We start from the raw sequence: 22530 nt of genomic DNA on the forward strand, positions 1-22530 counted from the left end.
AGGGCGCCGGGCGTTTTTTCTTGTGTGGCGTGCCTTTGCGGGCCGCGTGCCCATCCTGGCCGGCCGGCATGCCGATCGGCATCAAAAATGGTGTTACAATTAATGCTAATCATTATCATTTGATCGACCAGGAGAACACAAAGATGATTGGTATCAAGAAACTCGCCGCCGCCGCAGTCATGCTGGCCTGCACCGCAGGGGTGGCCAGCGCCGCCGAATATCCGATCGGCAAGCCGCAGATCCAGAATGGTTTTGAAGTCAATGCCGTCTATCTGCAGCCGGTCAAGATGGAACCGGACGGCATGATGCGCAAGGCGGAAGAGTCCGATATCCACCTCGAGGCCGATATCCGGGCCGTGGCCAAGAACCCCAACGGCTTTGCCGAAGGCGACTGGATGCCTTACCTGGTGATCAAGTACGAACTGACCAAGGCAGGTTCGAACAAATCGATCAAGGGCGACATGATGCCGATGGTTGCCAACGATGGCCCGCACTACGGCGACAACGTCAAGCTCGACGGTCCCGGCAAGTACAAGCTGAAGCTGACCATCTCGTCGCCGGCGGCCAATGAGCACGCCCACTTCGGTCGCCACGTCGACAAGGAAACCGGCGTCGGTCCATGGTTCAAGACCTTCGAACTGAATTACGACTTCCCGTTCGCCGGCGTGGGCAAGAAGGGCGGTTACTGATTCGAGGCTGGCGCCGGCCGGATTGGCGCTAGGCAAGTTCAGCAGTTCGACATTCGGCTGCCTGAAGCTGTGATGACAGGATGCGACCTGGCCTCATCGATCTTCAGTGCAGCCGCTTCCATTTGAAAGTACCGGAGCGTTCATGTCCTTATCCAAAGTCCGCAAAGTCCGCCTGATATTGAGCGCAGCGTTGCTGGCCGCTTCCAGCATGGCGTTGGCTGCCGACCTGCCGACCTTCAAGCTCGAGATGCAGGATGGCAAGTTGATTCCGCCGCGTATCGAAGTGCCGACCGGCCAGCGCATCAAGATCGAGATCCACAACATCGGCAAGTCGGCCGCCGAGTTCGAAAGCATCGAGCTGCGCAAGGAAAAAGTACTGGCGCCGGGCGCGCAGTCGTTCGTCGTGATCGCGCCGCTGCGTGCGGGCGAATACAAGTTCTTCGATGACTTCCACCTGAACATGCCGCAAGGCGTGATCGTGGCCAAGTAGGTCGTCGCAGCAGCACGACTGCCGCCGGTCCGCGCCTGCGGCAGTGGCACAAGAAGGGCCGCCAAGGCCCGCAAGCGGGACGCGAGCAGAGACAGCGTCATCCGGGTCCGCGGTGCGGCCGGAATGGTTCGAATGGTAGTTGGCTTAAAAGGGAAGCTTATCAATGGGACAGGTCATGTTCATCGTCTGGCGCGAAAGCGTCGAGGCGCTTCTGGTGGTCGGTATCTTGTATGCCTGGCTGAAAAACGGTGATATCGCGGCACGTCGCGGCCTGCCTTACCTGTGGGGCGGCGTGGTGGCCGGGGTGGTGCTGGCGGCGGCCCTGGGTGGCGCGCTGCTGGGCTTTTCCGAGCTGCTGTCGGGCGATGCCCAGACCTATTTCCAGATTGCCATCGTGCTGATCGCGGCCGTGCTGATCGTGCAGATGGTGTTCTGGATGCGCAAGCATGGCCGCACCCTCAAGAAGGACATGGAAAGCTCGATGCAGGGCAACGTCCAGAGCGGCAACTGGTGGGGCGTGTTCGTGCTGGTGGCACTGGCGATCGCGCGTGAGGGCAGCGAAACCGCGGTATTCCTCTATGGCATCGGCCTGGGTCAGCAGCAAGCCAGTACCGCATCGCTGGTGCTGGCCGGCGTGATCGGTTTCGGCCTGGCCTTCCTGACCTTCTACATCCTGCAGCTGGGCGGCAAGGTGTTTTCGTGGCGCCGCTTCTTCCAGGTCACCGAGGTGATCCTGCTGCTGCTGGCCGCGGGCCTGTTGGTGACCGGCGTGGAAAAGCTGTTCGACGTGCTGCTCGAGAGTTCCGATGCGCTGGCCTCGGCCGACTGGACCATGACCCTGACGGCGCCGGTCTGGGACACCGCCTGGCTGCTCGACGATTCGAGCACGGCCGGCAGCCTGGTCTCGACGCTGACCGGTTATCGCGCGCGTCCGGCGTTGTTGTCGGTGCTCGTCTATGCGGCTTACTGGGTTGTGATATGCTCGGCCCTTTACCGCAAACCCAAGCCTCAAGCCAAGAGGCAACCTGCAGTTTGAGCCGCCCATGAATACCTGTACGCAATCGCCGACCCTGCTCTCGCGTACGGGCGACTGGATGCGCCGCAACGGCGCATTGATCCGCGGCATCCAATGGATCGTGGTGGCGGTGTATGCGCTACTGATCCTGGTGCCGGTGTTCATGCCGCTGCCCGACGAGACCGCCCACCTCTGGTCCAACCTGACCCTGATCGCCCAGTTTGCGTTCTGGGGTATCTGGTGGCCGTTCGTGCTGGTGAGCATGGTGCTGATGGGGCGCGTCTGGTGCGGCGTGCTGTGCCCCGAGGGAGCGTTGACCGAATTTGCCAGCAAGCACGGCCGCGGTCGCGCCATTCCCAAGTGGATACGCTGGGGCGGCTGGCCGTTCGTCGCCTTTGCCCTGACCACCGTGTACGGCCAGATGGTCAGCGTCTACCAATATCCCAAGGCAGTGCTGCTGGTGCTGGGCGGCTCCACCGTCGGCGCCATGATCGTCGGCTACCTGTACGGACGCGACAAGCGGGTCTGGTGCAAGTATTTGTGCCCGGTCAATGGCGTGTTCGGCCTGCTGGCCAAGCTGGCGCCGATGCACTACAAGGTCGACGAAGACGCCTGGCGCGCCTCGTATCATCCCGAGCACAAGATCATCCCCATCAATTGCGCGCCGCTGGTGCCGTTGCGCAACATGAAGGGCGCCTCCGATTGCCACATGTGCGGTCGCTGCGCCGGGCACCGCGACGCCATCGCCCTGACTTTCCGGGCGCCTACGGTGGAGGTGGTGACCTTCGGCAAGACCAACAACAACCTGTGGGAAAGCGCACTGGTGCTGTACGGCCTGCTGGGTATCGCCATCGGCGCCTTCCACTGGTCGGCCAGCCCCTGGTTCGTGACCATCAAGCAGGAGATCGCCGGCTGGCTGATCGAGCGCGACATCATGTGGCCCTTCGGTACCCAGGCGCCATGGTGGCTGCTGACCAACTACCCGCAGCAAAGCGACGTCTTCACCTGGCTCGACGGCGCCATGGTGGTGGGCTATATCTCGGCCACGGCCCTGGTGCTGGGCACCGGCGTGACGCTGATGTTCGTGCTGGCCAACCGGCTGCTGGGCAAATGGGAGCTGGGCCGCTTCAACCACCTGGTGCAGACCCTTATCCCGCTGGCGGGCTGCGGCGTGTTCGTGGGCTTGTCGGCGACCACCATCAGCCTGCTGCGCGCCGAGCACTGGCCGGTCGACTGGGCCAACGACGTGCGCGCCGCATTGCTGTCGGCGATGACCCTGTGGAGCCTGCTGCTGGCGTGGAAGGTGATCGGTCGCTACGCCACCGGCTGGCCGCAGCGCTTGCTGGCGCTGGTGCCGGTGCTGGCCGCGCTGGCGCTGGTCGATTATGCGTGGCTGCTGATGTTCTGGCTGTGGTAGTCGCGCCGGTCCGGCCGGATCATCCACGGCAAGTCCCGTACCGGGCCTTGCCGTTTTTGTTTGCATGGCAATGAGCTGCGCCGGGTCAAGGTAGTCGTCGCTGCCACGCGCTATACTTGCGTCCCTATTTTTCTATGCCAGGATTGTCGATGAGTGCCTTGCCCGCATGCCCCCAATGCAGTTCCGAGTACACCTATGAAGATGGGCAGATGCTGGTCTGCCCCGAATGCGCCCACGAATGGAGCGCCCAGGCCGCGGTCCCCGCCGGCGAGGTGGCCCGGGTCTACCGCGACAGCGCCGGCAATGTGCTGCAGGATGGCGACGCGGTGACCGTCATCAAGGACCTCAAGCTCAAGGGCGGCGGTGGCGTGGTCAAGATGGGCACCAAGGTCAAGAACATCCGGCTGGTCGACAGCGACCACGATATCGATTGCAAGATCGATGGCTTCGGCAGCATGAGCCTCAAGACCGAATTCGTGCGCAAGTCATAAGCGCAGTACGACCAAGCAAAGGACCGACCCCATCATGGCACGCCCCCGTTTTCTTCCCGACAACATGACCCTGCTGCTGGTGGCGGTGGTGATCACGGCCTCGATCCTGCCTTGTACCGGCACGGTCGCCGTCGGTTTCGACTGGCTCACCACCTTCATGATCGGCCTGCTGTTCTTCATGCACGGTGCCAAGCTGCCGCGTGAAGCGGTGGTAGCGGGGCTGACGCACTGGCGGCTGCACCTGACGGTGCTGTTGTGTACCTTTGCGCTGTTTCCGCTGGTGGGCCTGCTGGCCGGCCCGCTGCTTACCCGGCTACTGGCGCCGGAGCTCTATATCGGCTTGCTGTACCTGTGCGTGCTGCCGTCCACGGTGCAGTCGTCGATCGCCTTCACCTCGGTGGCGCGCGGCAATGTGCCGGCCGCCATCTGCGCCGCCTCCGCCTCGAACCTGCTGGGCATCTTCCTGACCCCCTTGCTGGTGGGCTTGCTGGTCACGGCCCACGGCGGGCAGCAGGTCTCGCTCGATTCCATTCTCAAGATCGTGTACCAGTTGCTGTTGCCGTTCGTGGCCGGCCAGGTACTGCGTGGCTGGATCGGCGACTGGATCGCCCGCAACAAGTCCTGGCTCAAGTTCGTCGACCAGAGTTCGATCCTGCTGGTGGTCTATGTGGCCTTCAGCGAAGCGGTGGTGCAAGGGCTGTGGCACCAGGTGCCGCCGACCATGCTGGTCACGGTGCTGGTGGTCAATGCGGTGCTGCTGGCGCTGATCATGCTGGTCACCACGCTGGGCAGTCGCCGTCTCGGCTTCGACAAGGAAGACGAGATCACCATCGTCTTTTGCGGATCGAAGAAAAGCCTGGCCAGTGGGGTGCCGATGGCCAAGGTCCTTTTTTCCAGCGGTAGTATCGGCATGGTGCTGCTGCCGGTGATGCTGTTTCACCAGTTGCAGCTGATGGTGTGCGCGGTGCTGGCGGCACGCTACGGCGCACGCCAGGACGAAGTGGCGAGGGCCGCCGCCACGGAAAGTGGCGGCGACTGAATAGCGCGCCCCGGGTGCGCCGCAGGCGACGTTACGGCGCCGGGTTCGGCTGGCGCTTGTGAATGGCCTCGATGCCGGCAATCACCGCCTCGCTCAATTGCAGCTGGGTGCTGTCGATATTGGAGCGCAGCTGGTCCAGCGTGGTCGCGCCGATGATGTTGGAGCTCACGAACGGGCGGCTGTTGACGAAGGCCAGCGCCATCTGTGCCGGGTCCAGCCCGTGCTCGGTGGCCAGCGCCACATAGTCGGCGGTAGCGCTGAAGGCCTCCGGGCTGTTGTAGCGCTGGAAGCGTTCGAACAGCGTCAGGCGACCGGCGGCCGGGCGCGCGCCGTTGAGGTACTTGCCACTCAGCATGCCGAAGGCCAGCGGTGAATAGGCCAGCAGGCCGACCTGTTCGCGGTGCGCGAATTCGGCCAGGTTGATCTCGAAACTGCGATTGAGCAGGTTGTACGGGTTCTGGATGCTGACCACCCGTTCCAGGCCATGGCGTTCGGCCGCGCGCAGGAACTGCCCCACGCCCCACGCGGTTTCATTGGACAGGCCGATGTGACCGATCTTGCCGGCCCGCACGAACTCCGACAGCACCGTCAGGGTTTCGTCGATGGCCACCGTCTCTTCGTCGGCCACATGCTGGTAGCCCAGCTGGCCGAAGCTGTTGACGCTGCGGTCCGGCCAGTGCAGCTGGTACAGGTCGACGTGATCCAGTTGCAGTCGTTCCAGGCTGCCATGCAGGGCATCGGTCAGGCCGCGCCGGTCGAGGTTGTTGACGCCGCCGCGGATGTGACGCGGATTGTGCGGCTTGCGCGCCGGACCGGTGCACTTGGTGGCAATGAGCAGGCGCCCGCGCCAGCCCGATTTCTTCAGCCAGGTGCCCAGGTAGCGCTCCGACAGGCCTTGGGTCTCGGGCATCGGCGGCACCGGGTACATCTCGGCTACGTCGATCAGGTTGATGCCGCGTTCGACCGCCAGGTCGAGCTGCGAATGGGCTTCGGCTTCGGTATTCTGCTGGCCCCAGGTCATGGTGCCCAGGGTGATCAGGCTGACCTTGCGGTCGGTGCGGCCCAGTTGGCGATACTGCATACGGGTTCTCCTTGTTCATTGTGCGCGGCGTGATGCAGGGATGCGGCAGGCCGGTTGGCGCAGGATCGGGTAGTATAGCCGGGCCGTTACGGCAGTGCAGGGCGGTCGACCTCGGCGCCATGACCGATGCCCGCCCATGAAACGCATACTATTTATAACGATTTCGCCCAACCATGACCACGGCCGGCGTCGCGCCGCCATCCCGACCATCATCCATGTCATCTTCCGCTTCCGCCGACACCGGCTCGCTATTGCGTCATCACGCTCCCTTCAAGCTCTTCTGGGGGGCCAGCGTGGCCTCCACCATCGCGCTGCAGATGCAGATCGTCGCCGTCGGCTGGCAGGTCTACCAGCTCACCCATAGCGCCTTCGACCTGGGCCTGGTCGGGCTGGTGCAGTTCATTCCGTCACTGTTCCTGGTATTCGTGGTGGGACACGTGGCCGACCGCTACGACCGGCGCAACGTGGCGCGCGTGAGCGCCCTGGTCGAGGCACTGGCGGCGGCTTGCCTGGCACTGGGCAGCATCGAGGGCTGGCTCAATCGCGAGATCATCTTTGCGGTGGTCTTCGTCATCGGCGCCGGCCGGGCCTTTTCCAAGCCGACCATGAGCGCCTTGCTGCCCAGCCTGATGCCGCCTGCGCTGCTGCCCCGCGCAGTGGCCGGCTCGGCCTCGGCCACCCAGTTCGCCATCATCATCGGGCCCGCCGTGGGCGGTTTCCTGTACGTGGCCGGGCCGGCGGTGGTGTATGCCAGCAGTTGCGTGCTGTTTGCCCTGTGCAGCCTGATGCTCACGCTCATCAAGCGCCCCCCGGCGGTGCCGCGCGACGCCGGCCGCAGCCCCGGCGCCAGCCTGTCGTCGGTGTTCGCCGGCCTGGCCTTCATCCGCAGCAAGCCCGCCATCATGGGCGCCATCTCGCTGGACATGTTTGCCGTGCTGCTGGGCGGCGCGACCGCGCTGCTGCCGGTCTATGCGCAGGATATCCTGCATACCGATTCTTCCGGGCTGGGCCTGTTGCGTTCGGCGCCGGCGGTAGGCGCGCTGGCGGTGGCGCTACTGCTGGCCCGGCGCCCGTTGCGCGGGCGGGTGGGGCGCACCATGTTCATCGCCGTCGGTGTGTTCGGCCTGGCCACCATCGTGTTCGGCCTGTCACGCTCGTTTGCGTTGTCGCTGGTGGCGCTGGCGGTGCTGGGCGCGTCCGACATGATCAGCGTGGTGGTGCGCTCTTCGTTCGTGCAGCTGGAAACGCCCGACGAGATGCGCGGCCGGGTGTCGGCCGTCAACTCGGTCTTCATCGGCACGTCCAACCAGCTGGGCGAGTTCGAATCGGGCCTGACGGCGGCCTGGTTTGGCGCGGTGCCGGCGGTGATGATCGGCGGTATCGGCACGCTGCTGATCGTGTTGCTGTGGATTCGCCTGTTTCCGGCGCTCTACCGGGTCGATCGGCTGGTCGGCAAGTAAGGTCCCGCCGCCGGCGTTCAGGCGCGCGGCGCGCGCTGCAGCAGTGGTTTGTCATGGTGCATCGTCAGCGAGCCCATCTGCTGCTGCTGGTGCTGCAGCAGTTGCAGGAATTTATCCAGCGGCACCGGTTTGCTGAAGTAGTAACCCTGGTATTCGTCCGATCCGAATTCGCGCAGCGCATGCAGCTGCTTGGCCGTTTCCACCCCCTCGGTGACCACCTTCAGGTTCAGCGCATGGCCCATGGCGATGATGGCCTGGACGATGGCGCTGCCGTTGGGATCGTCGGGAATATCGTTGATGAACGACTTGTCGATCTTGAGCGTGTTGACCGGGAAGCGCTTGAGGTAGGCCAGCGACGAGTAACCGGTACCGAAGTCGTCGATCGAGATCGTGAAGCCTTCGGCGCGGATGCCGTCCATGATGGCGATGGCCTGGTCGCGGTTGTGCATCACCATGCTCTCGGTGATCTCGAACTCCAGGCAGGACGCGGGCGTGCCGTGCGCGGCCACCACTCGCTTGATGTCGTCGAGCAGGTTGGCGTCGCCGAACTGGCTGCCGGTGAGGTTGATCGAGATGCGCCCGAATTGCATGCCGCGAGCCAGCAACTGGGCGCTGTCACGGCAAGTGGTATCGAGCACGGCCAGCCCGATCTGGTCGATCAGGCGGGTCTCTTCGGCCAGCGTGATGAATTCGCCGGGCGGCAGCATACCGCGCGCCGGATGCTGCCAGCGTACCAGCGCCTCGGCGCCCACGATCAGGCCGGTGGCCAGGTTGACCTTGGGCTGGTAGTACACCACGAACTCGCCACGCTCGATGGCGCGCCGCAGTTCGGCTTCCAGGGCGATGCGCTCGACCGTATTGGTGTTGACCTCGTCCGAGAAGAACCGGTAGTCGTCCTTGCCATGATGCTTGGCGCGGTACATGGCGATATCGGCGTTCTTGATCAGCGCCTGCGCATTGTTGCCATCGCCGGGGTAGGTGGCGATACCGATACTGGCCGACAGTTGCGCCTCCTGGCCGTCGATGATGAAGGGCTTGCGCGCTTCTTCCAGCAACTTCTGGGCGATCTCGCCCAGTTGCAGCGGATCGTCGAAATCGTCGACCAGCACGATGAACTCGTCGCCGCCCACGCGCGCCAGGATATCGAGCTCGCGCAGGCAACCGCGGAACCGCAGGGCGATCTCCTTGAGCACCGCCTCGCCCGTCTCGTGGCCGAAGGTGTCGTTGATGTTCTTGAAGCGGTCCAGGTCCATCAGCAGCACCGCCACCATGCCGTCGCGGTGCTCGGCATGGGTGATGGCGTTGCTGACATGCTGGGTGCACAGGAATCGATTGGGCAGGCCGGTCAGTTCATCGTAGTGCGCCAGGTGGCGGATCCGTTCGTCGGCGCGCCGGCTTTCGATGGCCACGCTGGCCAGGTCGGCGGCGATGTTGGCCAGTTGCAGGTATTCGGAACTGGGCGCCTGGTTTTCCTTGAGCAAGGCCGAGAACACGCCCAGCAATTGCCCTTCCTTGCCGATGATCGGCCAGGCGGCGCACGAGGGGTACATCTCGGCGTCGATCAACGGGCGCAGGTTCTCGATCATCGGGTCGCGTGCGATATCGGTGACGATACAGGGCGCACGGCGCAGCGCCGCCTCGGCGCCGACCCCATTGCCGTGGCGGATGGCCATGCCCTGCAACAGCCGCATCAGGCTCTCGGGGTGGCGATGGCTCAGCACCGAGGTGAAGTGGGTGGCCTGCTCGTTGACCAGCAGCACGCAGCAGGCGGCATAGGGAATCTGCGAATCGGCGAAGCTGACGATCTCGGACAGGATCGCGTCCAGGTCCTGGTCGGCCATCACCATGTGCAACACCCGGTTCTGCTGGCTCTGGAGCAATTCGGCGCGCTTGCGTGCACTGATGTCGCGCAGGATGGCGAAGATCGCATAGCCGCGATCGAGCTCGGCGCGGTTGAGCGTGACATCGGTATAGATGATCTTGTTGCGCCTTACCGTGACCCACTCGAACTGCTGCGGCTGGCCCGACAGGGCGCGGCCCACCAGGTCGTCGATATCGGGCTGTTCGATATGGATCGATTTCTGGCGCGAGAACAGCCCGACCTTGCGGCCGACGATGCGGTCCTTGTCGGGCACCCCGAAGAAACGCACGGCGGCCACGTTGCAATCGAGATAGCGCAGATCCGACGAGATCAGCACGATCGGATCGGCACCTTCCTCGTAGAGCTTGCGGTAGCGGTATTCGCTGACCGTGAGCGCGTTGTCGATGCGCCGCTGGTAGCGGTAATACACCAGGAACGAGATGAGCGCGATCAGGATGAAGCCGAGTATGCCCGAGGCCAGCAGGATACGGTTCTCGGTGCGGCTGCGCCAGGGCGCCAGCACGTCGTCCATGCGGCGCGCATAGACCACCAGCACCGGCCAGTCCTGTAGCCGCTTGTAGGTAAACAGCAACTGCTCGCCGGTAAGGTGGGAAACGTCCTCGAACCCGCCTTCTTCCGGGCCGCTGCGAATACGCGTCATGCTCCTGGCATCGCGCAGGTTGGTGTTGAGCCAGCGCGGCTCGAAGGGCGAGCGGATCAGCATCAGGCCATCGTCGCCACGCAGCGAGACGATCGCCTCGAAGTTGGTGATGCGCTTGTAGAAGTCGAAGAAGTAGGACGCACGCAGCTCGGCCACCAGCATGCCCAGGTGACCGGTACGGTTATCGTACAAATTCATGGCAATCGGCAGTACCAGTTCCTGGTTGTAGCGGCTACGGGTGAGGGGACCGACGAACAGGCGCGGCCGGGCCGGGTCGGTATCGATGAAGCGCAGCTTGAGATCGTCCGGATTGAGTTCCTGGTCAAGCGGGCGCAACGAACTGGCGCGGTTGGCGCCATTGGCGTCGACCAGGCGCAGCGCCAGCACAGACTGCATGCGCTGCTTCTGCTGGCTGAGCAATTGGTAGAGGGCCTGGTTGTCCTGGAGCAGGCCTTCGCCATTGGCGAGCCGCTCGGCAGTCGTGGTGAGCATCGCGTCGACGTTGCGAAAGGCGCTGTCGGCGTGCTCCTGCACGCTGCGTACCGCCACCAGCGAACCATTCTTCTCGGCATCGATGGTCAATTGCCGGTCCTGGCGGATCTCCCACCAGGTCTGCACCACGATGCAGGATCCGACGAACGCCACGAAAAGCAGGAGCGTTCGCAAGGTGTTACCCGTCCGCCCGGCCGTTTTTTTCTGATTTCCCATTAGACGAATATCGAAACCAACTGTCGTATACGTGTCGCTATATGCGAATTATGCAGCGTTCTGCTGCAACCCCTTTTGATGTCCGGCCATTGCCGGACCTACGTTTTTTCGACAGACCACATCGGTCCATTACCTGCCTGGCGATCAAGCCCCTGCATGCGATGCCAGGCACTGCCGGCGTACGTGCAAATTACGTGGTCCCTGTCAATCGGATTAACTGCATTGGCAGTATGCCACTATCCGTTCCATCAGATTATTTTTGTTAGTGTCGAGGTGGTGGTTAGCGCACGGTCTGTCGGTTTTCTGTTCACACCTGTCTTGTTTTGATGCGGCGCGTTTTGACATTGTCTGGTCGAACATTACCGCATGCGCCGACCTTTGTCACCAGCGCCGCGGCATGCCGCAACACCTGGCCGGCGAATTGTCAGTTTGCCATCGGGCACGCCGCCAGCGCTCGGCAATGCCCGGTTTGCAATGCGATAATGCACACATTACCGTTCAGCGACTTCAACCTCGGATCCAATCTCTAATGAATACAAGCACCTCAGCAACAGGGCCAGCCAACACTGGTATCGGCGCCATGATCGAAACCCTGAGCGAACATGCCTGCTTCGGCGGCGTGCAGGGCTTCTACCGGCACGAGTCGGCCGAGATCGGCCTGCCGATGCGGTTTTCGGTGTACACGCCACCGCAGGCCAAGGCCGGCGCCAGGCTGCCGGTGCTGTTCTACCTGGCGGGCCTGACCTGTACCGAGGAAACCTTCATGATCAAGGGCGGGGCGCAGCGTTTCGCCGCCGAGCTGGGCCTGATCCTGGTAGCGCCCGACACCAGTCCGCGCGGCGCCGGCATCGAAGGCGAAAGCGACAGCTGGGACTTCGGCGTGGGTGCCGGTTTCTACGTCGACGCCACCGAGGCACCGTGGGAAAAGAACTACCGCATGTATTCGTACGTGGTGCACGGCCTGCGCCAGACGATCCTGCGCGAATTTCCTGCCGATCCGCAGCGTATCGGTATTTTCGGTCACTCGATGGGTGGCCATGGCGCCTTGACGCTGGCGCTGAAGAATCGCGACCTGTATCGCTCGGTCTCGGCGTTCGCGCCCATCGCCGCGCCCTCGAAATGCCCTTGGGGACACAAGGCGCTGGGCAACTACCTGGGGGCCGACCAGCAGGCCTGGCGCCAATACGATGCCAGCGAACTGATGCGCACGCTGAGCTCGCCGTTCCCGCAGGGCATCCTGGTGGACCAGGGGCTGGGTGACAAATTCCTGGCCGAGCAATTGATGCCGGAACACTTCGAAGCCGCCTGCCGGGCCGCCGGCCAGCCGCTCACCTTGCGTCGCCACGCCGGCTACGACCATGGGTACTACTTCATCGCCAGCTTCATGGAAGATCACCTGCGCTTTCATCACCGCATCCTCACGGCTTGACTGCGGCCCTCCCAAAAAAAAGCGCCGGTCCCTGCAGTGCAGGGCCGGCGCTTCTTTTCGCGTGCTGCCTCAGTGCGCCGCCGAGGCCTCGGCAGCGCCGGCGCCGCCCTTGGATGGCTTGATGATCCAGATCAGCGGGATGATGGCCAGGAAGATGATGGCCGACACGAAGAAGATATCGTTGATGCCCAGCATCGCTGCCTGGAACGTAACGGTGCGCTCGATCATGCCCGCCGCCTGTTCCGTATTGAGCCCCAGCAACGAGGTGATGTTGTCCAGGCTTTGCTGCAGCCAGGGGCTGTAGGGCGTGGCATGCTCGGTCAGCTGCGCATGGTGGGTGATGGTGCGGTTGTTCCAGGCGGTGGTCGAGATCGAGGTGCCGATGGCGCCGCAGAATACCCGTACGAACGAAGACAGCCCGGCGGCGGCCGGGATCCGCTCCGGCGGCAATCCCGACAGCAACAGCACCGTCAACGGCACGAAGAACATCGCCGTCGGAATGCCCTGCAGCAGCGTGGGCATGATCACGGTCCACTGGTCGACTTCGAGGTTGTAGCGCGAGCGCAGCCAGAACACGCCGGCAAAGCAGACGAACGACACGGTGGCCACCTTGCGCGCGTCGACCAAGGGCAGGAAGCGGCCGATCAAGGGCATCAGGATTACCGCGAAGATGCCGATGGGCGCGGTCGACAGCCCCGAGTCGATGGAGCGGTAGCCGAGGTATTGCTGCAGCCATTGCGGCAGGATCACCAGGTTGCCGAAGAACACCCCGTAGCCGATCGAGATGGCAATCGTGCCGCCGGCGAAATTGCGCCGTCCGAACAGGCGCAGGTCCACCACCGGATGATCGTTGTTGAGTTCCCAGATGATGAAGTAGGCGAACGCGACGGCGGCAATCACCCCCAGCGTGATGATCACGGGCGAGGCGAACCAGTCCAGGTCCTTGCCCTTGTCGAGCATGATCTGGAATGCCGCGACCCAGGTCACCAGCAAGGCCAGCCCGATCTTGTCGATCGGCAGCTGGCGCTTGGGGGTCTCGCGGGAGCGATAGATGGCCAGCGTGATACCGGCTGCCACCAGCCCGACCGGGATGTTGATATAGAAGATCCAGGGCCAGGTATAGCTGTCGGTGATCCAGCCGCCCAGCGCCGGCCCGGCCACCGGCGCCACCACCGCCGTCATGCCCCATAGGGCCAGCGCAAAGGACGCCTTGGATTTCGGGTAGGCCCCCAATAACAGCGATTGCGACAGCGGCACCATCGGGCCGGCCACCAGACCTTGCAGTACCCGTGCGGCGAGCAGGATGGGCAGCGTCGGCGCCAGGCCGCACAACCACGATGCGATCACGAACAGCAGTACCGACGACACGAACAGGCGCACCGCGCCCACGCGCTGGGTCAACCATCCGGTGAGCGGGATCGAGATGGCATTGGCGGCGGCAAACGAGGTGATCACCCAGGTGCCCTCGTCGATCGACACCCCCAGGTTGCCCGAGATGGTGGGAATGGCCACGTTGGCGATCGATGAATCGAGCACGTTCATGAACACGGCCAGCGATACCGACAAGGTACCGAGCACCAGCGCGCCGCCCGTCAGGGGCGGCGGCGGGCTATAAGGAGTAGGGCTGTTGGCCATAGAATCTAATTGGACTGGGACGGATCAGGTATGCGGCACGACCAGCGCGGCCCGGCTCTTCCTGGGTGCGGCCAGGCCACTGGCGTTGTCGCCGATGATGCGCTCGACGATATCGTCGGCCTGGCGACCGAGGTCGTTGTAGACGCTGGTCTGGTAGTTGGTGGCAACGTTTTCCAGGGCCCGGCCGTCACCGTGGATGTCTACCGTGGCAGTGGTCGACAGGCCGACCCGCAACGGATGGGCGCGCACCTGTTCGGGGTCCAGTGCGATGCGTACCGGCACCCGCTGCACCACCTTGATCCAGTTGCCGGTGGCATTCTGCGCCGGCAGCAGCGAGAAGGCGCCACCGGTGCCGGCCGAGAAGCCGACCACGGTGCCCTTGTACTTGACGTCGCTGCCGTAGACATCGGCGATCACTTCCACCGGTTGGCCGATGCGGATGTGCCTGAGCTGGCCTTCCTTGAAGTTGGCGTCGATCCAGATCTGCTCCAGCGGCACGATCGCCATCAAGGGCGCGCCGGCGGCGATGCGCTGGCCGACCTGCACCGAGCGCTTGGAGACAAAGCCGGCGACCGGGGCGACCACGTTGACGCGCGCATAGGCCAGGTAGGCGTTGCGTACGGCAGCGGCCGCCTGCAGCACATTGGGGTGCTCGGTGACGCTGGTGTGGTCGGTCAGGGCGCGGTTGGCGGCAGCGGCCGCACGCGCCTGGTCCAGCGCGGCGCTGGCGCTCTTGTGGGCGTCACGGGCATGCGACACGTCTTCCTGCGACACCGCGCCCGAGGCCAGGCCGGCCTGGCGCCGTTGCAGGTCGTCGCGGGCCCGGTTCAGGTTCGATTCGGCCGCCGCCACATTGGCCGCCAGCGTATCGTTGTTGAGGAACAGCTGGCGCGTCTGGCGCACCGCCTGGGCCAGTGCGGCTTCGGCCTGCGACAGTGCCACGCGGCTATCGGCCGCGTCCAGCGTCACCAGTTGCTGCCCGGCCTGCACCACCTGGGTGTCGTCGGTCTTGACCGAGGTCACGGTGCCGCCGACCTGGGCCGAGATCTGCACCACGTTGCCGCCCACGTAGGCGTCATCGGTTTCTTCGAAGAAGCGCGAATGCAGGAACCAGTAGAGGAAGCAGGCCACTGCGATGATCAGCAGCACCAGCGTCAACAGCAGCAACTGCAACTTGCGGCGGCCGTTGGGTTTCTTGTTGGGCGCAGCGGGTGCGCCGGGGGCGGTGGTTTCACTCATGTTTTTTTTCCGTAACGTTTGGCGTAATAAGTCGATGGCGCAGCCGGCCGGGCAGGCACGGCGCGCGACAGGTCCCGGCAGGAACTCAAGGGGTGTGCGGCAGCGCCGATGGTGCGTTCAGGGCCAGCCCGGCCTGGGCCGCCTCGAAGCCACCGCCGAGCGCCTTGAACAGGGCGATCTGCTGGTCGCGGCGCGCCGCTTCCAGCGTCACCATGGCCTGGCGCTGGGCCAGCACCGCGCTCTCGGCACTGAGCAATGTCAGCTGCGACACCAGTCCCAGGCGATAGCGCTCGCGCGCCAGCTGGAAGGCCCGTTCGGCCGCCTCCAGCGCTTCACGCCGGATCGGCAACTGGCGCTCGCTGGAATGGATCTGCGCAATCTGGCGCGCGACATCGGCATAGGCGTCGTCGAGCGTGCGGTTATAGGTCGCCACCGCCAGCTCGTAGTTGGCGTACTCGCCCTTGAGCCCGGCACGCAGTGCGCCACCTTCGAAGATCGGTAGCGAGATCGCCGGGCCGAAGGCGATGCTCTTGCTGGCAGCGGTGAAGGGATTGTTGTTGAGCAGGGTGTCGAAGCCGATCATCGCCGACAGGTTGATGTCGGGATAGAAACGCGCCCGTGCCACCTCGATGCCGCTGCTGGCGGCCTCCACCTGCCAACGCGCAGCGACGATGTCGGGGCGGCGGCCCAGCAGGTTCAGTGGCAGCTCGGCCGGCAGCGGCGGCGTCACCAGGCGTGTGACTTGCGGCGGCGCCAGTTGCAGGCCGCGATCCGGGCCGCGACCGCTCAAGGCGCCCAGTTGCTGGCGCGTGAGCAGGATCTGGCCTTCGCTCTGCTCCAGTTGCGCGCGGGCGTCGGCGCTGCTGCTGCGCGACTGGTCGCGCTCGATCTGGGTGTCCAGGCCGTTGCGCACGCGCTCGCCGGTAATGTTCTGCAACGAGGCACGCTGGTCGGCGGTGCGTTGCAGGATGTCATGCAATGCATATTGCGTGGCCAGCTGGCTATAGGCCGAAACGATGGCCGCCGTCAGCACCAGGCGCGCTTCCTGCTCGCTGGCCTGGCTGGCCTTTTCATTGGAAATGGCTTGTGCCAGGGCCGTATGGTTCTTGTTCCACAGGTCGAGTTCGTAGCCGATGTTGAGCATCGCCTTCTTCTCGTTGTACCAGTTGCCGCCATAGGGCTCGGGGTAGATGGTGGTGGCCGAGAACTGGTTGCGGGTAAATGAGGCGTCGGCGGTGACACTGGGCAGCAGCGGCGCGCCACGCGATTCGGCGATGGCGCCGGCGGCGGCAATTCGTGCGCGGGCCTGTTGCAGGCCCGGGTTGGCGGTCAAGGCTTCGTCGATCAGGCGCACCAGCTGGTCGTCGCCGAACAGGCGTACCCAGTCGCTGCCGGGCCATTGGCCGGTACCGGCCTGGCTCGGGTCGGCCAGGCTGCGTTCGGTGGCGAAATCGGTCGGTCGGGCCATCTTGCGGTCGCTGCCGATGCCCTCGAAACTGGCACAGCCCGACAGGCCGACCATACCGATGAGGGCGGTGACGACGGCAATCGCCCGAAGCCGATGGGCGGGCGGTTTATTACAGTGCATGGAATTTTTCACGTTGAATTATTTTTGGCGATGCGAGTTTGTTGTTGCTTTCGCGTTTCAGTGTTGTCCGATGGTTGTTACTCTGGCCAGCCTCGTGCTTGCCTGTAGCGCTCGCAGGGGAGAAGCCCGACCACGGCCCCCCCTGCAAATCTTTACGCGACGACGCATAGAATTCTGACGAGTAAAAACTCATTTTTGTATTATACTCGGGGATACGAACAATAACTCATGTTGTTCAACGCGAACAATAACTCATGTTGCGAATTCGCATCGAAATCGGCGAATTCATTACGGTAAGCTGAACTGAACAATGAAACTGCAACCCCGCAAGGAACCCCGCCAGGCCCGTTCGCGCGCAATGGTCGACACCATTCTCGATGCCATGTCGCGGGTACTGGTCGAACGTGGCTATGCCAAGACCAACACCAACCTGGTGGCCGAGTCGGCTGGCATCAGCGTCGGTTCGCTGTACCAGTATTTTCCCAACAAGGATGCGTTGATCTTCGCGCTGCGCGAGCGTCATGTCTCGCGCATGCTGGCCCTGTTCGAGGATGTGGCGGCCCATATCGACGGCGCCGGCTCGCTGCGCGACGACTTCGAGGCCCTCATCGACGCGCTGGTGGCCGCCCATCTGCTGGAGCCCGAACTGAACCGCATCCTCGAAGAAGAATTCCCGGCCTATAACCTGCCGGTGTCGGGCGAGGTGCGACAGCGTTTCTTCGACGCCATCCGCGGTGTGCTGCAAAAGCACCGGGGCGTGGTCACCCCGCCCGACCTGGACGTGGCCACCTTCGTCATCCAGCGCATGTTGAAGGCGCTGATCAATGCGGTGGTGCTGACCGGCCCCGGCGGGTTGTCGGCCGGCAGCGTGCGGCCCGAGATCCTGCCGGCGGTGATGGGCTACCTGACTTCGCCCCGTGCCGCCTGAGCCGGCATCGATGGGGTAATACTGCCGTTTGGCAACTCAGAAAAGTCCTTATTTCTTTTCCGCAGCGCTGCCGTATAGTGAGTGAAATTGATTGCCGGGCGTACCGCATGGTGCGTGGGGCCGGCCCTGATTCCATTCACTTTCATTCAATGATGCGGCACACGACAAGCGCCCGATGGCGGGCAGGCATGCTGGTGGCAGGGGCGATCCTGGCCGGGCCGCTCCAGGCAGCGGTAACGGTACAGGTGCTGGACGCGGCCGGGCAGCCGTTGCCCAATGCGGTGGTGTATGCCGAACCTCTGGTGGGCAGCAACGCCAAGCCGGCCCGCCAGGCCGTGATCGAACAGAAGGACAAGACCTTCTTTCCCCTGGTGTCGGTGGTGCAGGCCGGCACGGCGATCGTGTTTCCCAACAACGATTCGGTGCGTCACCACGTCTATTCCTTTTCTCCCGCCAAGACCTTCGAACTGAAGCTGTATTCCGGCACGCCCGGTAGCCCCGTGGTGTTCGACAAGCCGGGTACCGTGGTGCTGGGTTGCAATATCCACGACCAGATGGTGGCCTTCGTGCAGGTGGTCAATACGCCGTATTTCGGGGTGACCGACCGCAGCGGTACGGTACGCCTGGATGGACTGGCCAACGGCGGCTACGCGCTCAAGGCCTGGTACTTCCGCATGCCGCAGGGCGAGCCGGCGGTCGAGCAGCCGTTGCAGGTGCAGGGAGAGGGGCGGGCATCGATCAAGCTGGGCGTCAAGGGCGTGCCGTTGTAGGCGACCCCCGACCAACCATCAATACAACAAGGGGGATGTCGGTGCGTCTGTATCGTCTGGAAAGCAAGATCGTGGCGCTCTTCATTGCCTTGATCGTGGTAGTGCAACTGGCCGGGTTCACCGCCATTCGCACCGCCATCGATAGCAATGCGCGCACCGCCATCGTGGACGAACTGGCCATCGGCGAACGTGTGTTTGCCCGCCTGCTGGACCAGAATGCGCAGAAGCTGACCCAGGGTGCGCGCCTGCTGGCGTCCGATTTCGGCTTTCGCCAGGCCATCGGCACCGACGATCGCGACACCATCACCTCGGTGCTCTCCAACCACGGCGCCCGCATCGGTGCCTCCATGGCAATGCTGATCGGCACCGACGGCCGCATCCGCGCCTCGACCATGGACTATCCCGATACCGACCTGCAGCGCAGCAGCCTGGAGTTGGTCGCCAAGCCCGAGTCCGAGAACGGCGCGGCCAATAACGTCATCGTCGGCGATAGCCTGTTCCAGATCGTGGCCGTGCCGGTCAAGGCGCCGGTGACCATCGCCTGGGTGGTGATGGGCTTTCCGGTCGACCAGCAACTGGTATCGGACATGCGCGCGCTGTCGTCGCTGCAGGTGTCGATCATGGTCAGCAACCGCGGCGCCACCGGCTGGGTGTCGGATGTGTCGACCCTGCTGCCGCAGGCCAACGCCATGTTGACCGCGCAGATGGGGCGGCCCGAGTTGCACCATGCCCGCATCTCGGACTTGCGCCTGGATGACAACGAATACCGCACCCGGCTCTTGCCGTTGGCGCGCTCTTCCAGCGGCCAGAGAGCGGTGGCGGTGCTGCAGCGCTCGGTGAGCGAGGCGGTCGCGCCTTATCATCGCTTGCAACTGATCCTGTTGAGCATCAGCGTGCTGGGCATGATCATCGCGGCCTTGGCCAGCGCCGTGATGGCGCGCCGCATTACCAGCCCGCTGCGCGACCTGGCGGCAGTGGCCAAGCGGCTCGGCGCGGGTGACTATAGCGAGGGTGTGCATATCCGGCGCCACGACGAGATCGGTCGCCTGGCCGATGCCTTCGAGACCATGCGTGCCGAGGTCGCTTCGCGAGAACTGAAGATACTGCGGCTGGCCTACCAGGACCAGTTGACCGACCTGCCCAACCGGGTGCAATTCGCCAGCCTGCTCAACGATGCCATCGCAGCCACGCCGCAGAGCGCGCGCGGCTCGTGCCACGTGCTGATGATGGACCTGGACCGCTTCCAGCAGGTCAACGATGTGCTCGGTCACAGCTTCGGCGATGACCTGCTGCGGCAGGTGGCACATCGCCTCGAGGCGCAATTGCAGCGGCCGATGGACCGCGTGGCGCGACTGGGCGGCGACGAGTTCGCCATCCTGCTGCCCGATACCGACCTCGACGAGGCATTGGAACAGGCAACCCAGATACTGCGGGCGCTGGACCATCCGCTGTCGCTGCAGGAGCAGACGGTCGACCTCGGCGCCGGTATCGGCATCGCCGGTTTCCCGTTGCATGGTCACACCAGCGAAGAATTGCTCTCGCGCGCCGAAGTGGCGATGTACACGGCCAAGCGCAATGGCGCCGGGGTGATGGTGTACGACCATTCGATCGACCAGACCAGCCAGGAAAGCCTGTCACTGCTGTCCGAACTGCGACGCGCCCTGGAACGCGACGAATTCATGCTGTACCTGCAGCCCAAGCTGAACCTGGCCACCGGCGAGGTGGTCGGGGCCGAGGCACTGGTGCGCTGGGTCCATCCCGAGAAAGGCTTCATCGGGCCGGACAATTTCATTCCGTTTGCCGAGACCACCGGGTTCATCCGCCAGCTCACCACCTGGATGATGGATAAGGTGGGCCGGGTGTGCGGCGAGCTGAAGATGCATGGCATCGACCTCAAGTTCTCGGTCAACCTGTCGACCCGCGACTTGATGGACCTGGAACTGCCGGCCACCTTCCTTGGCATCCTGGGGCGTTATGGCCTCACGCCCGCGGCGTTCTGTTTGGAGATCACCGAGAGCGCCATCATGGACGACCCGGCGCGCGCGCAGCACACGCTGGAACGCTTGTCGGCCATGGGTTTTGCGCTGGGTATCGACGATTTCGGCACCGGTTATTCGTCCTTGGCCTACCTCAAGCGGCTGCCGGTGGACGAACTCAAGATCGACAAGTCGTTCGTCATGAAGATGGAGCAGGATCAGGATGACGCCAAGATCGTGCGCTCCACGGTCGACCTGGGCCATAACCTGGGCTTGCGGGTGGTGGCCGAAGGCGTCGAGAGCGAAGCGGTGTGGTTCTTGCTGCGCCAGATGGGCTGCGACCAGGGGCAGGGTTATTTCATGGGCAAGCCGATGCCGGTCGAGCGCTTCATCGAATGGTTCAATACCTGGCGTGCGCCGATGGCGCTGGACCAGTCGGAAAACGTGGCCGTGTGAGCGGTGGTGCCAACGGTGGCGCAAGGCCCGTAGCGGGTCATGGGGATGGCGGGGGAAGAATGATACGAATCGATACGCTGGCCGGCAGGCTGGTCATGGGGCTGTTGCTGGGCAGCGCGGCATTGCCGGCGATGGCGCAGCTGTCGCCCGAGGCGCAACGGGCCTGGGCGGCTGCCCAGGAACGCAAGGCCGAACAATTGATGCGCGGCGCCGGCCAGGAGCGCGCGGCCGCTGTGCCGGGCGCCGGCGCGCGCCATCCGACGCCGATGCCGCCCGAGCAACGCGATCGCTGGGTGGCGGACACGGGCAAGTTGCTTGCCACCGCCGGCGTGATCCAGGCCGAAGGCGCCGGCGGCGGCGGCCTGGCGCCCTGGGCACTGATCACCGGCTATGGCACCCGCGACAGCTATGGGGCCAATGCGCATTACACCACCGTGCGCACCCAGGACTACACGCTCAAGTCATACGGGGTGGCGGTGGGCATCATGGACCGGGTCGAACTGTCGGCGGCCAAGCAGGAGTTCTACGGCAGTGCCGCACCGCTGGACAAGCTGCGCATCAGCCAGGATATCTTCGGCATCAAGGTCAAGCTGGCCGGCGACGCTGTCTACGACCAGGACCTGTGGTTGCCGCAGATCGCCGCCGGTGTCATGTTCAAGCGCAACAATGGCATCGGTGGCCTGGGCGCGGTCAGCAACGTGAAGCAACTGGGCGCGGCCAGCGACAGCGGCGTCGATTACTACCTGGCGGCCACCAAGCTGCTGCTGCAACAGAGCCTGCTGCTCAACGGCACCTTGCGCCTGACCCGTGCCAACCAGATGGGGATCCTCGGGTTTGGTGGCGACCTCGGCAACCGCTACCAGGCCATGGGCGAATTCTCGGCCGCCTACCTGGTGAACCGGCAGTTGGCCATCGGCGCCGAATACCGCATGAAGCCACGCAACCTGTCGGCCGACAGCGAGAAGGATTACTACGATACCTTCATCGCCTGGTTCCCCGGCAAGAACCTGTCCTTGACGCTGGCCTATGTATCGCTGGGCGATATCACCATCTATAACCCGAAGCGGCAGAACGGCGTCTACCTGTCGCTGCAAGCCGGATTCTGAGGAAGTCGACATGATTTCACGCAACTTCAGCCTGTGCATCCTGATGGCTTGCCTGCCGCTGGTGGCGCCGGCCCAGTCCGCGCCACCCCTGCCACCGGCAGCATCCGCGCCGGCCGCAACCCGGGCGGCCGACCCCAGCCTGTTCGGCGACCTGGGCGGGCTGCCGGTGATCCGGCAGGTGGTGAACGATTTTGTTGCCATCATGCTGGCCGATGAGCGTATCGGCTTCACCTTCAAGGACACCAACCTGCCGCGCCTGCATGAAAAACTGGTGGAGCAGTTCTGCCTGCTCAGTGGCGGCGGATGTATCTATACGGGCGATCCGATGAAGGAAGTCCACCAGGGTCTCAAGCTCACCAACGCCCACTTCAATGCGCTGGTCGAAGACCTGCAGCTGGCCATGGACCGCTCGGGCATTGCATCGCGCACCCAGAACCGCCTGTTGGCGCTGCTGGCGCCGATGCAGCGCGACACCGTCACGCGCTGATGCG

18 protein-coding genes are annotated in these 22530 nt (G+C 64.1%); 13 read left to right on the plus strand and 5 right to left on the minus strand.

The window, feature by feature from the left end; genetic code table 11:
* The first annotated feature begins 143 nt into the window (after positions 1-143).
* The 6 genes from PMI40_RS09880 (at position 144) to PMI40_RS09905 (ending at position 5141) form a co-directional block, all read left to right on the plus strand.
* Entirely contained in the window at positions 144-689 is a 546-nt protein-coding gene (locus PMI40_RS09880) for an iron transporter (RefSeq protein ID WP_008114723.1), read from the plus strand.
* A gap of 142 nt (positions 690-831) precedes the next feature.
* Complete coding sequence (locus tag PMI40_RS09885; protein WP_008114724.1) at positions 832-1179, plus strand: cupredoxin domain-containing protein; 348 nt, start codon at positions 832-834, stop codon at positions 1177-1179.
* Positions 1180-1342: 163 nt separating this feature from the next.
* The gene (locus PMI40_RS09890; RefSeq protein ID WP_008114726.1) at positions 1343-2215 is read left to right on the plus strand and encodes an FTR1 family protein; all 873 of its coding nucleotides are present in this window, start codon (positions 1343-1345) and stop codon (positions 2213-2215) included.
* Positions 2216-2222: 7 nt separating this feature from the next.
* Positions 2223-3611, plus strand: a complete 1389-nt coding sequence (locus PMI40_RS09895; protein ID WP_008114728.1) for a 4Fe-4S binding protein — start codon at positions 2223-2225, stop codon at positions 3609-3611.
* Between the two features lie 149 nt (positions 3612-3760).
* The gene (locus PMI40_RS09900; RefSeq protein WP_008114730.1) at positions 3761-4102 is read left to right on the plus strand and encodes a zinc ribbon domain-containing protein YjdM; all 342 of its coding nucleotides are present in this window, start codon (positions 3761-3763) and stop codon (positions 4100-4102) included.
* 34 nt (positions 4103-4136) lie between these two features.
* Positions 4137-5141 carry a bile acid:sodium symporter family protein gene (locus PMI40_RS09905; protein ID WP_008114732.1) on the plus strand — a complete coding sequence of 335 codons (1005 nt, stop codon included), beginning with the start codon at positions 4137-4139 and terminating at the stop codon, positions 5139-5141.
* A gap of 31 nt (positions 5142-5172) precedes the next feature.
* On the opposite strand, the gene PMI40_RS09910 is transcribed toward PMI40_RS09905, so the two are convergent.
* Positions 5173-6222, minus strand: coding sequence for an NADP(H)-dependent aldo-keto reductase (locus tag PMI40_RS09910; protein ID WP_008114735.1), 1050 nt, complete (start codon positions 6220-6222; stop codon positions 5173-5175).
* A gap of 215 nt (positions 6223-6437) precedes the next feature.
* On the opposite strand from PMI40_RS09910, the gene PMI40_RS09915 reads away from it, so the two are divergent.
* Positions 6438-7682 (plus strand): MFS transporter, encoded by a 1245-nt coding sequence (locus PMI40_RS09915; protein ID WP_008114736.1) that lies wholly within the window; start codon positions 6438-6440, stop codon positions 7680-7682.
* 17 nt (positions 7683-7699) lie between these two features.
* Here the strand turns inward: PMI40_RS09915 and PMI40_RS09920 are convergent, their stop codons facing one another.
* Positions 7700-10912: an EAL domain-containing protein gene (locus tag PMI40_RS09920; RefSeq protein WP_008114738.1), complete on the minus strand. Its 3213-nt coding sequence runs from the start codon at positions 10910-10912 to the stop codon at positions 7700-7702.
* A gap of 580 nt (positions 10913-11492) precedes the next feature.
* Between PMI40_RS09920 and fghA the strand changes: the two genes are divergently transcribed.
* On the plus strand, positions 11493-12341 hold the full coding sequence (fghA, locus tag PMI40_RS09925) for an S-formylglutathione hydrolase (protein ID WP_008114741.1): 849 nt from the start codon (positions 11493-11495) through the stop codon (positions 12339-12341).
* Between the two features lie 69 nt (positions 12342-12410).
* Here the strand turns inward: fghA and PMI40_RS09930 are convergent, their stop codons facing one another.
* The 3 genes from PMI40_RS09930 to PMI40_RS09940 form a co-directional block, all read right to left on the minus strand.
* Positions 12411-13976 carry a DHA2 family efflux MFS transporter permease subunit gene (locus PMI40_RS09930; protein ID WP_008114743.1) on the minus strand — a complete coding sequence of 522 codons (1566 nt, stop codon included), beginning with the start codon at positions 13974-13976 and terminating at the stop codon, positions 12411-12413.
* 24 nt (positions 13977-14000) lie between these two features.
* Positions 14001-15215 carry an HlyD family efflux transporter periplasmic adaptor subunit gene (locus PMI40_RS09935; protein ID WP_008114745.1) on the minus strand — a complete coding sequence of 405 codons (1215 nt, stop codon included), beginning with the start codon at positions 15213-15215 and terminating at the stop codon, positions 14001-14003.
* An 85-nt stretch (positions 15216-15300) separates the two neighbouring features.
* On the minus strand, positions 15301-16803 hold the full coding sequence (locus PMI40_RS09940) for an efflux transporter outer membrane subunit (protein ID WP_008114746.1): 1503 nt from the start codon (positions 16801-16803) through the stop codon (positions 15301-15303).
* A 310-nt stretch (positions 16804-17113) separates the two neighbouring features.
* Between PMI40_RS09940 and PMI40_RS09945 the strand changes: the two genes are divergently transcribed.
* The 5 genes from PMI40_RS09945 to PMI40_RS09965 all read left to right on the plus strand — a co-directional run bounded on the left by PMI40_RS09945 (position 17114) and on the right by PMI40_RS09965 (position 22526).
* Positions 17114-17731: a TetR/AcrR family transcriptional regulator gene (locus PMI40_RS09945; RefSeq protein WP_008114747.1), complete on the plus strand. Its 618-nt coding sequence runs from the start codon at positions 17114-17116 to the stop codon at positions 17729-17731.
* 188 nt (positions 17732-17919) lie between these two features.
* On the plus strand, positions 17920-18501 hold the full coding sequence (locus PMI40_RS09950) for a methylamine utilization protein (RefSeq protein WP_008114748.1): 582 nt from the start codon (positions 17920-17922) through the stop codon (positions 18499-18501).
* 35 nt (positions 18502-18536) lie between these two features.
* On the plus strand, positions 18537-20933 hold the full coding sequence (locus PMI40_RS09955; protein WP_008114749.1) for a bifunctional diguanylate cyclase/phosphodiesterase: 2397 nt from the start codon (positions 18537-18539) through the stop codon (positions 20931-20933).
* 59 nt (positions 20934-20992) lie between these two features.
* Complete coding sequence (locus tag PMI40_RS09960; RefSeq protein WP_008114750.1) at positions 20993-22039, plus strand: DUF3034 family protein; 1047 nt, start codon at positions 20993-20995, stop codon at positions 22037-22039.
* A gap of 10 nt (positions 22040-22049) precedes the next feature.
* The gene (locus tag PMI40_RS09965) at positions 22050-22526 is read left to right on the plus strand and encodes a group 1 truncated hemoglobin (protein ID WP_008114751.1); all 477 of its coding nucleotides are present in this window, start codon (positions 22050-22052) and stop codon (positions 22524-22526) included.
* Positions 22527-22530 lie beyond the last annotated feature (4 nt).

The sequence above is a fragment of the Herbaspirillum sp. YR522 genome (assembly GCF_000282575.1).
GTDB lineage: Bacteria > Pseudomonadota > Gammaproteobacteria > Burkholderiales > Burkholderiaceae_D > Herbaspirillum.

What these genes read in the sequence shown, in the direction of transcription:
- PMI40_RS09880 (WP_008114723.1), top strand. Translation starts at nt 144, where the DNA reads ATGATTGGTATCAAGAAACTCGCCGCCGCCGCAGTCATGCTGGCCTGC.
- PMI40_RS09885 (WP_008114724.1), top strand. Translation starts at nt 832, where the DNA reads ATGTCCTTATCCAAAGTCCGCAAAGTCCGCCTGATATTGAGCGCAGCG.
- PMI40_RS09890 (WP_008114726.1), top strand. Translation starts at nt 1,343, where the DNA reads ATGGGACAGGTCATGTTCATCGTCTGGCGCGAAAGCGTCGAGGCGCTT.
- PMI40_RS09895 (WP_008114728.1), top strand. Translation starts at nt 2,223, where the DNA reads ATGAATACCTGTACGCAATCGCCGACCCTGCTCTCGCGTACGGGCGAC.
- PMI40_RS09900 (WP_008114730.1), top strand. Translation starts at nt 3,761, where the DNA reads ATGAGTGCCTTGCCCGCATGCCCCCAATGCAGTTCCGAGTACACCTAT.
- PMI40_RS09905 (WP_008114732.1), top strand. Translation starts at nt 4,137, where the DNA reads ATGGCACGCCCCCGTTTTCTTCCCGACAACATGACCCTGCTGCTGGTG.
- PMI40_RS09910 (WP_008114735.1), bottom strand. Translation starts at nt 6,222, where the DNA reads ATGCAGTATCGCCAACTGGGCCGCACCGACCGCAAGGTCAGCCTGATC.
- PMI40_RS09915 (WP_008114736.1), top strand. Translation starts at nt 6,438, where the DNA reads ATGTCATCTTCCGCTTCCGCCGACACCGGCTCGCTATTGCGTCATCAC.
- PMI40_RS09920 (WP_008114738.1), bottom strand. Translation starts at nt 10,912, where the DNA reads ATGGGAAATCAGAAAAAAACGGCCGGGCGGACGGGTAACACCTTGCGA.
- fghA (WP_008114741.1), top strand. Translation starts at nt 11,493, where the DNA reads ATGATCGAAACCCTGAGCGAACATGCCTGCTTCGGCGGCGTGCAGGGC.
- PMI40_RS09930 (WP_008114743.1), bottom strand. Translation starts at nt 13,976, where the DNA reads ATGGCCAACAGCCCTACTCCTTATAGCCCGCCGCCGCCCCTGACGGGC.
- PMI40_RS09935 (WP_008114745.1), bottom strand. Translation starts at nt 15,215, where the DNA reads ATGAGTGAAACCACCGCCCCCGGCGCACCCGCTGCGCCCAACAAGAAA.
- PMI40_RS09940 (WP_008114746.1), bottom strand. Translation starts at nt 16,803, where the DNA reads ATGCACTGTAATAAACCGCCCGCCCATCGGCTTCGGGCGATTGCCGTC.
- PMI40_RS09945 (WP_008114747.1), top strand. Translation starts at nt 17,114, where the DNA reads ATGAAACTGCAACCCCGCAAGGAACCCCGCCAGGCCCGTTCGCGCGCA.
- PMI40_RS09950 (WP_008114748.1), top strand. Translation starts at nt 17,920, where the DNA reads ATGCTGGTGGCAGGGGCGATCCTGGCCGGGCCGCTCCAGGCAGCGGTA.
- PMI40_RS09955 (WP_008114749.1), top strand. Translation starts at nt 18,537, where the DNA reads ATGTCGGTGCGTCTGTATCGTCTGGAAAGCAAGATCGTGGCGCTCTTC.
- PMI40_RS09960 (WP_008114750.1), top strand. Translation starts at nt 20,993, where the DNA reads ATGATACGAATCGATACGCTGGCCGGCAGGCTGGTCATGGGGCTGTTG.
- PMI40_RS09965 (WP_008114751.1), top strand. Translation starts at nt 22,050, where the DNA reads ATGATTTCACGCAACTTCAGCCTGTGCATCCTGATGGCTTGCCTGCCG.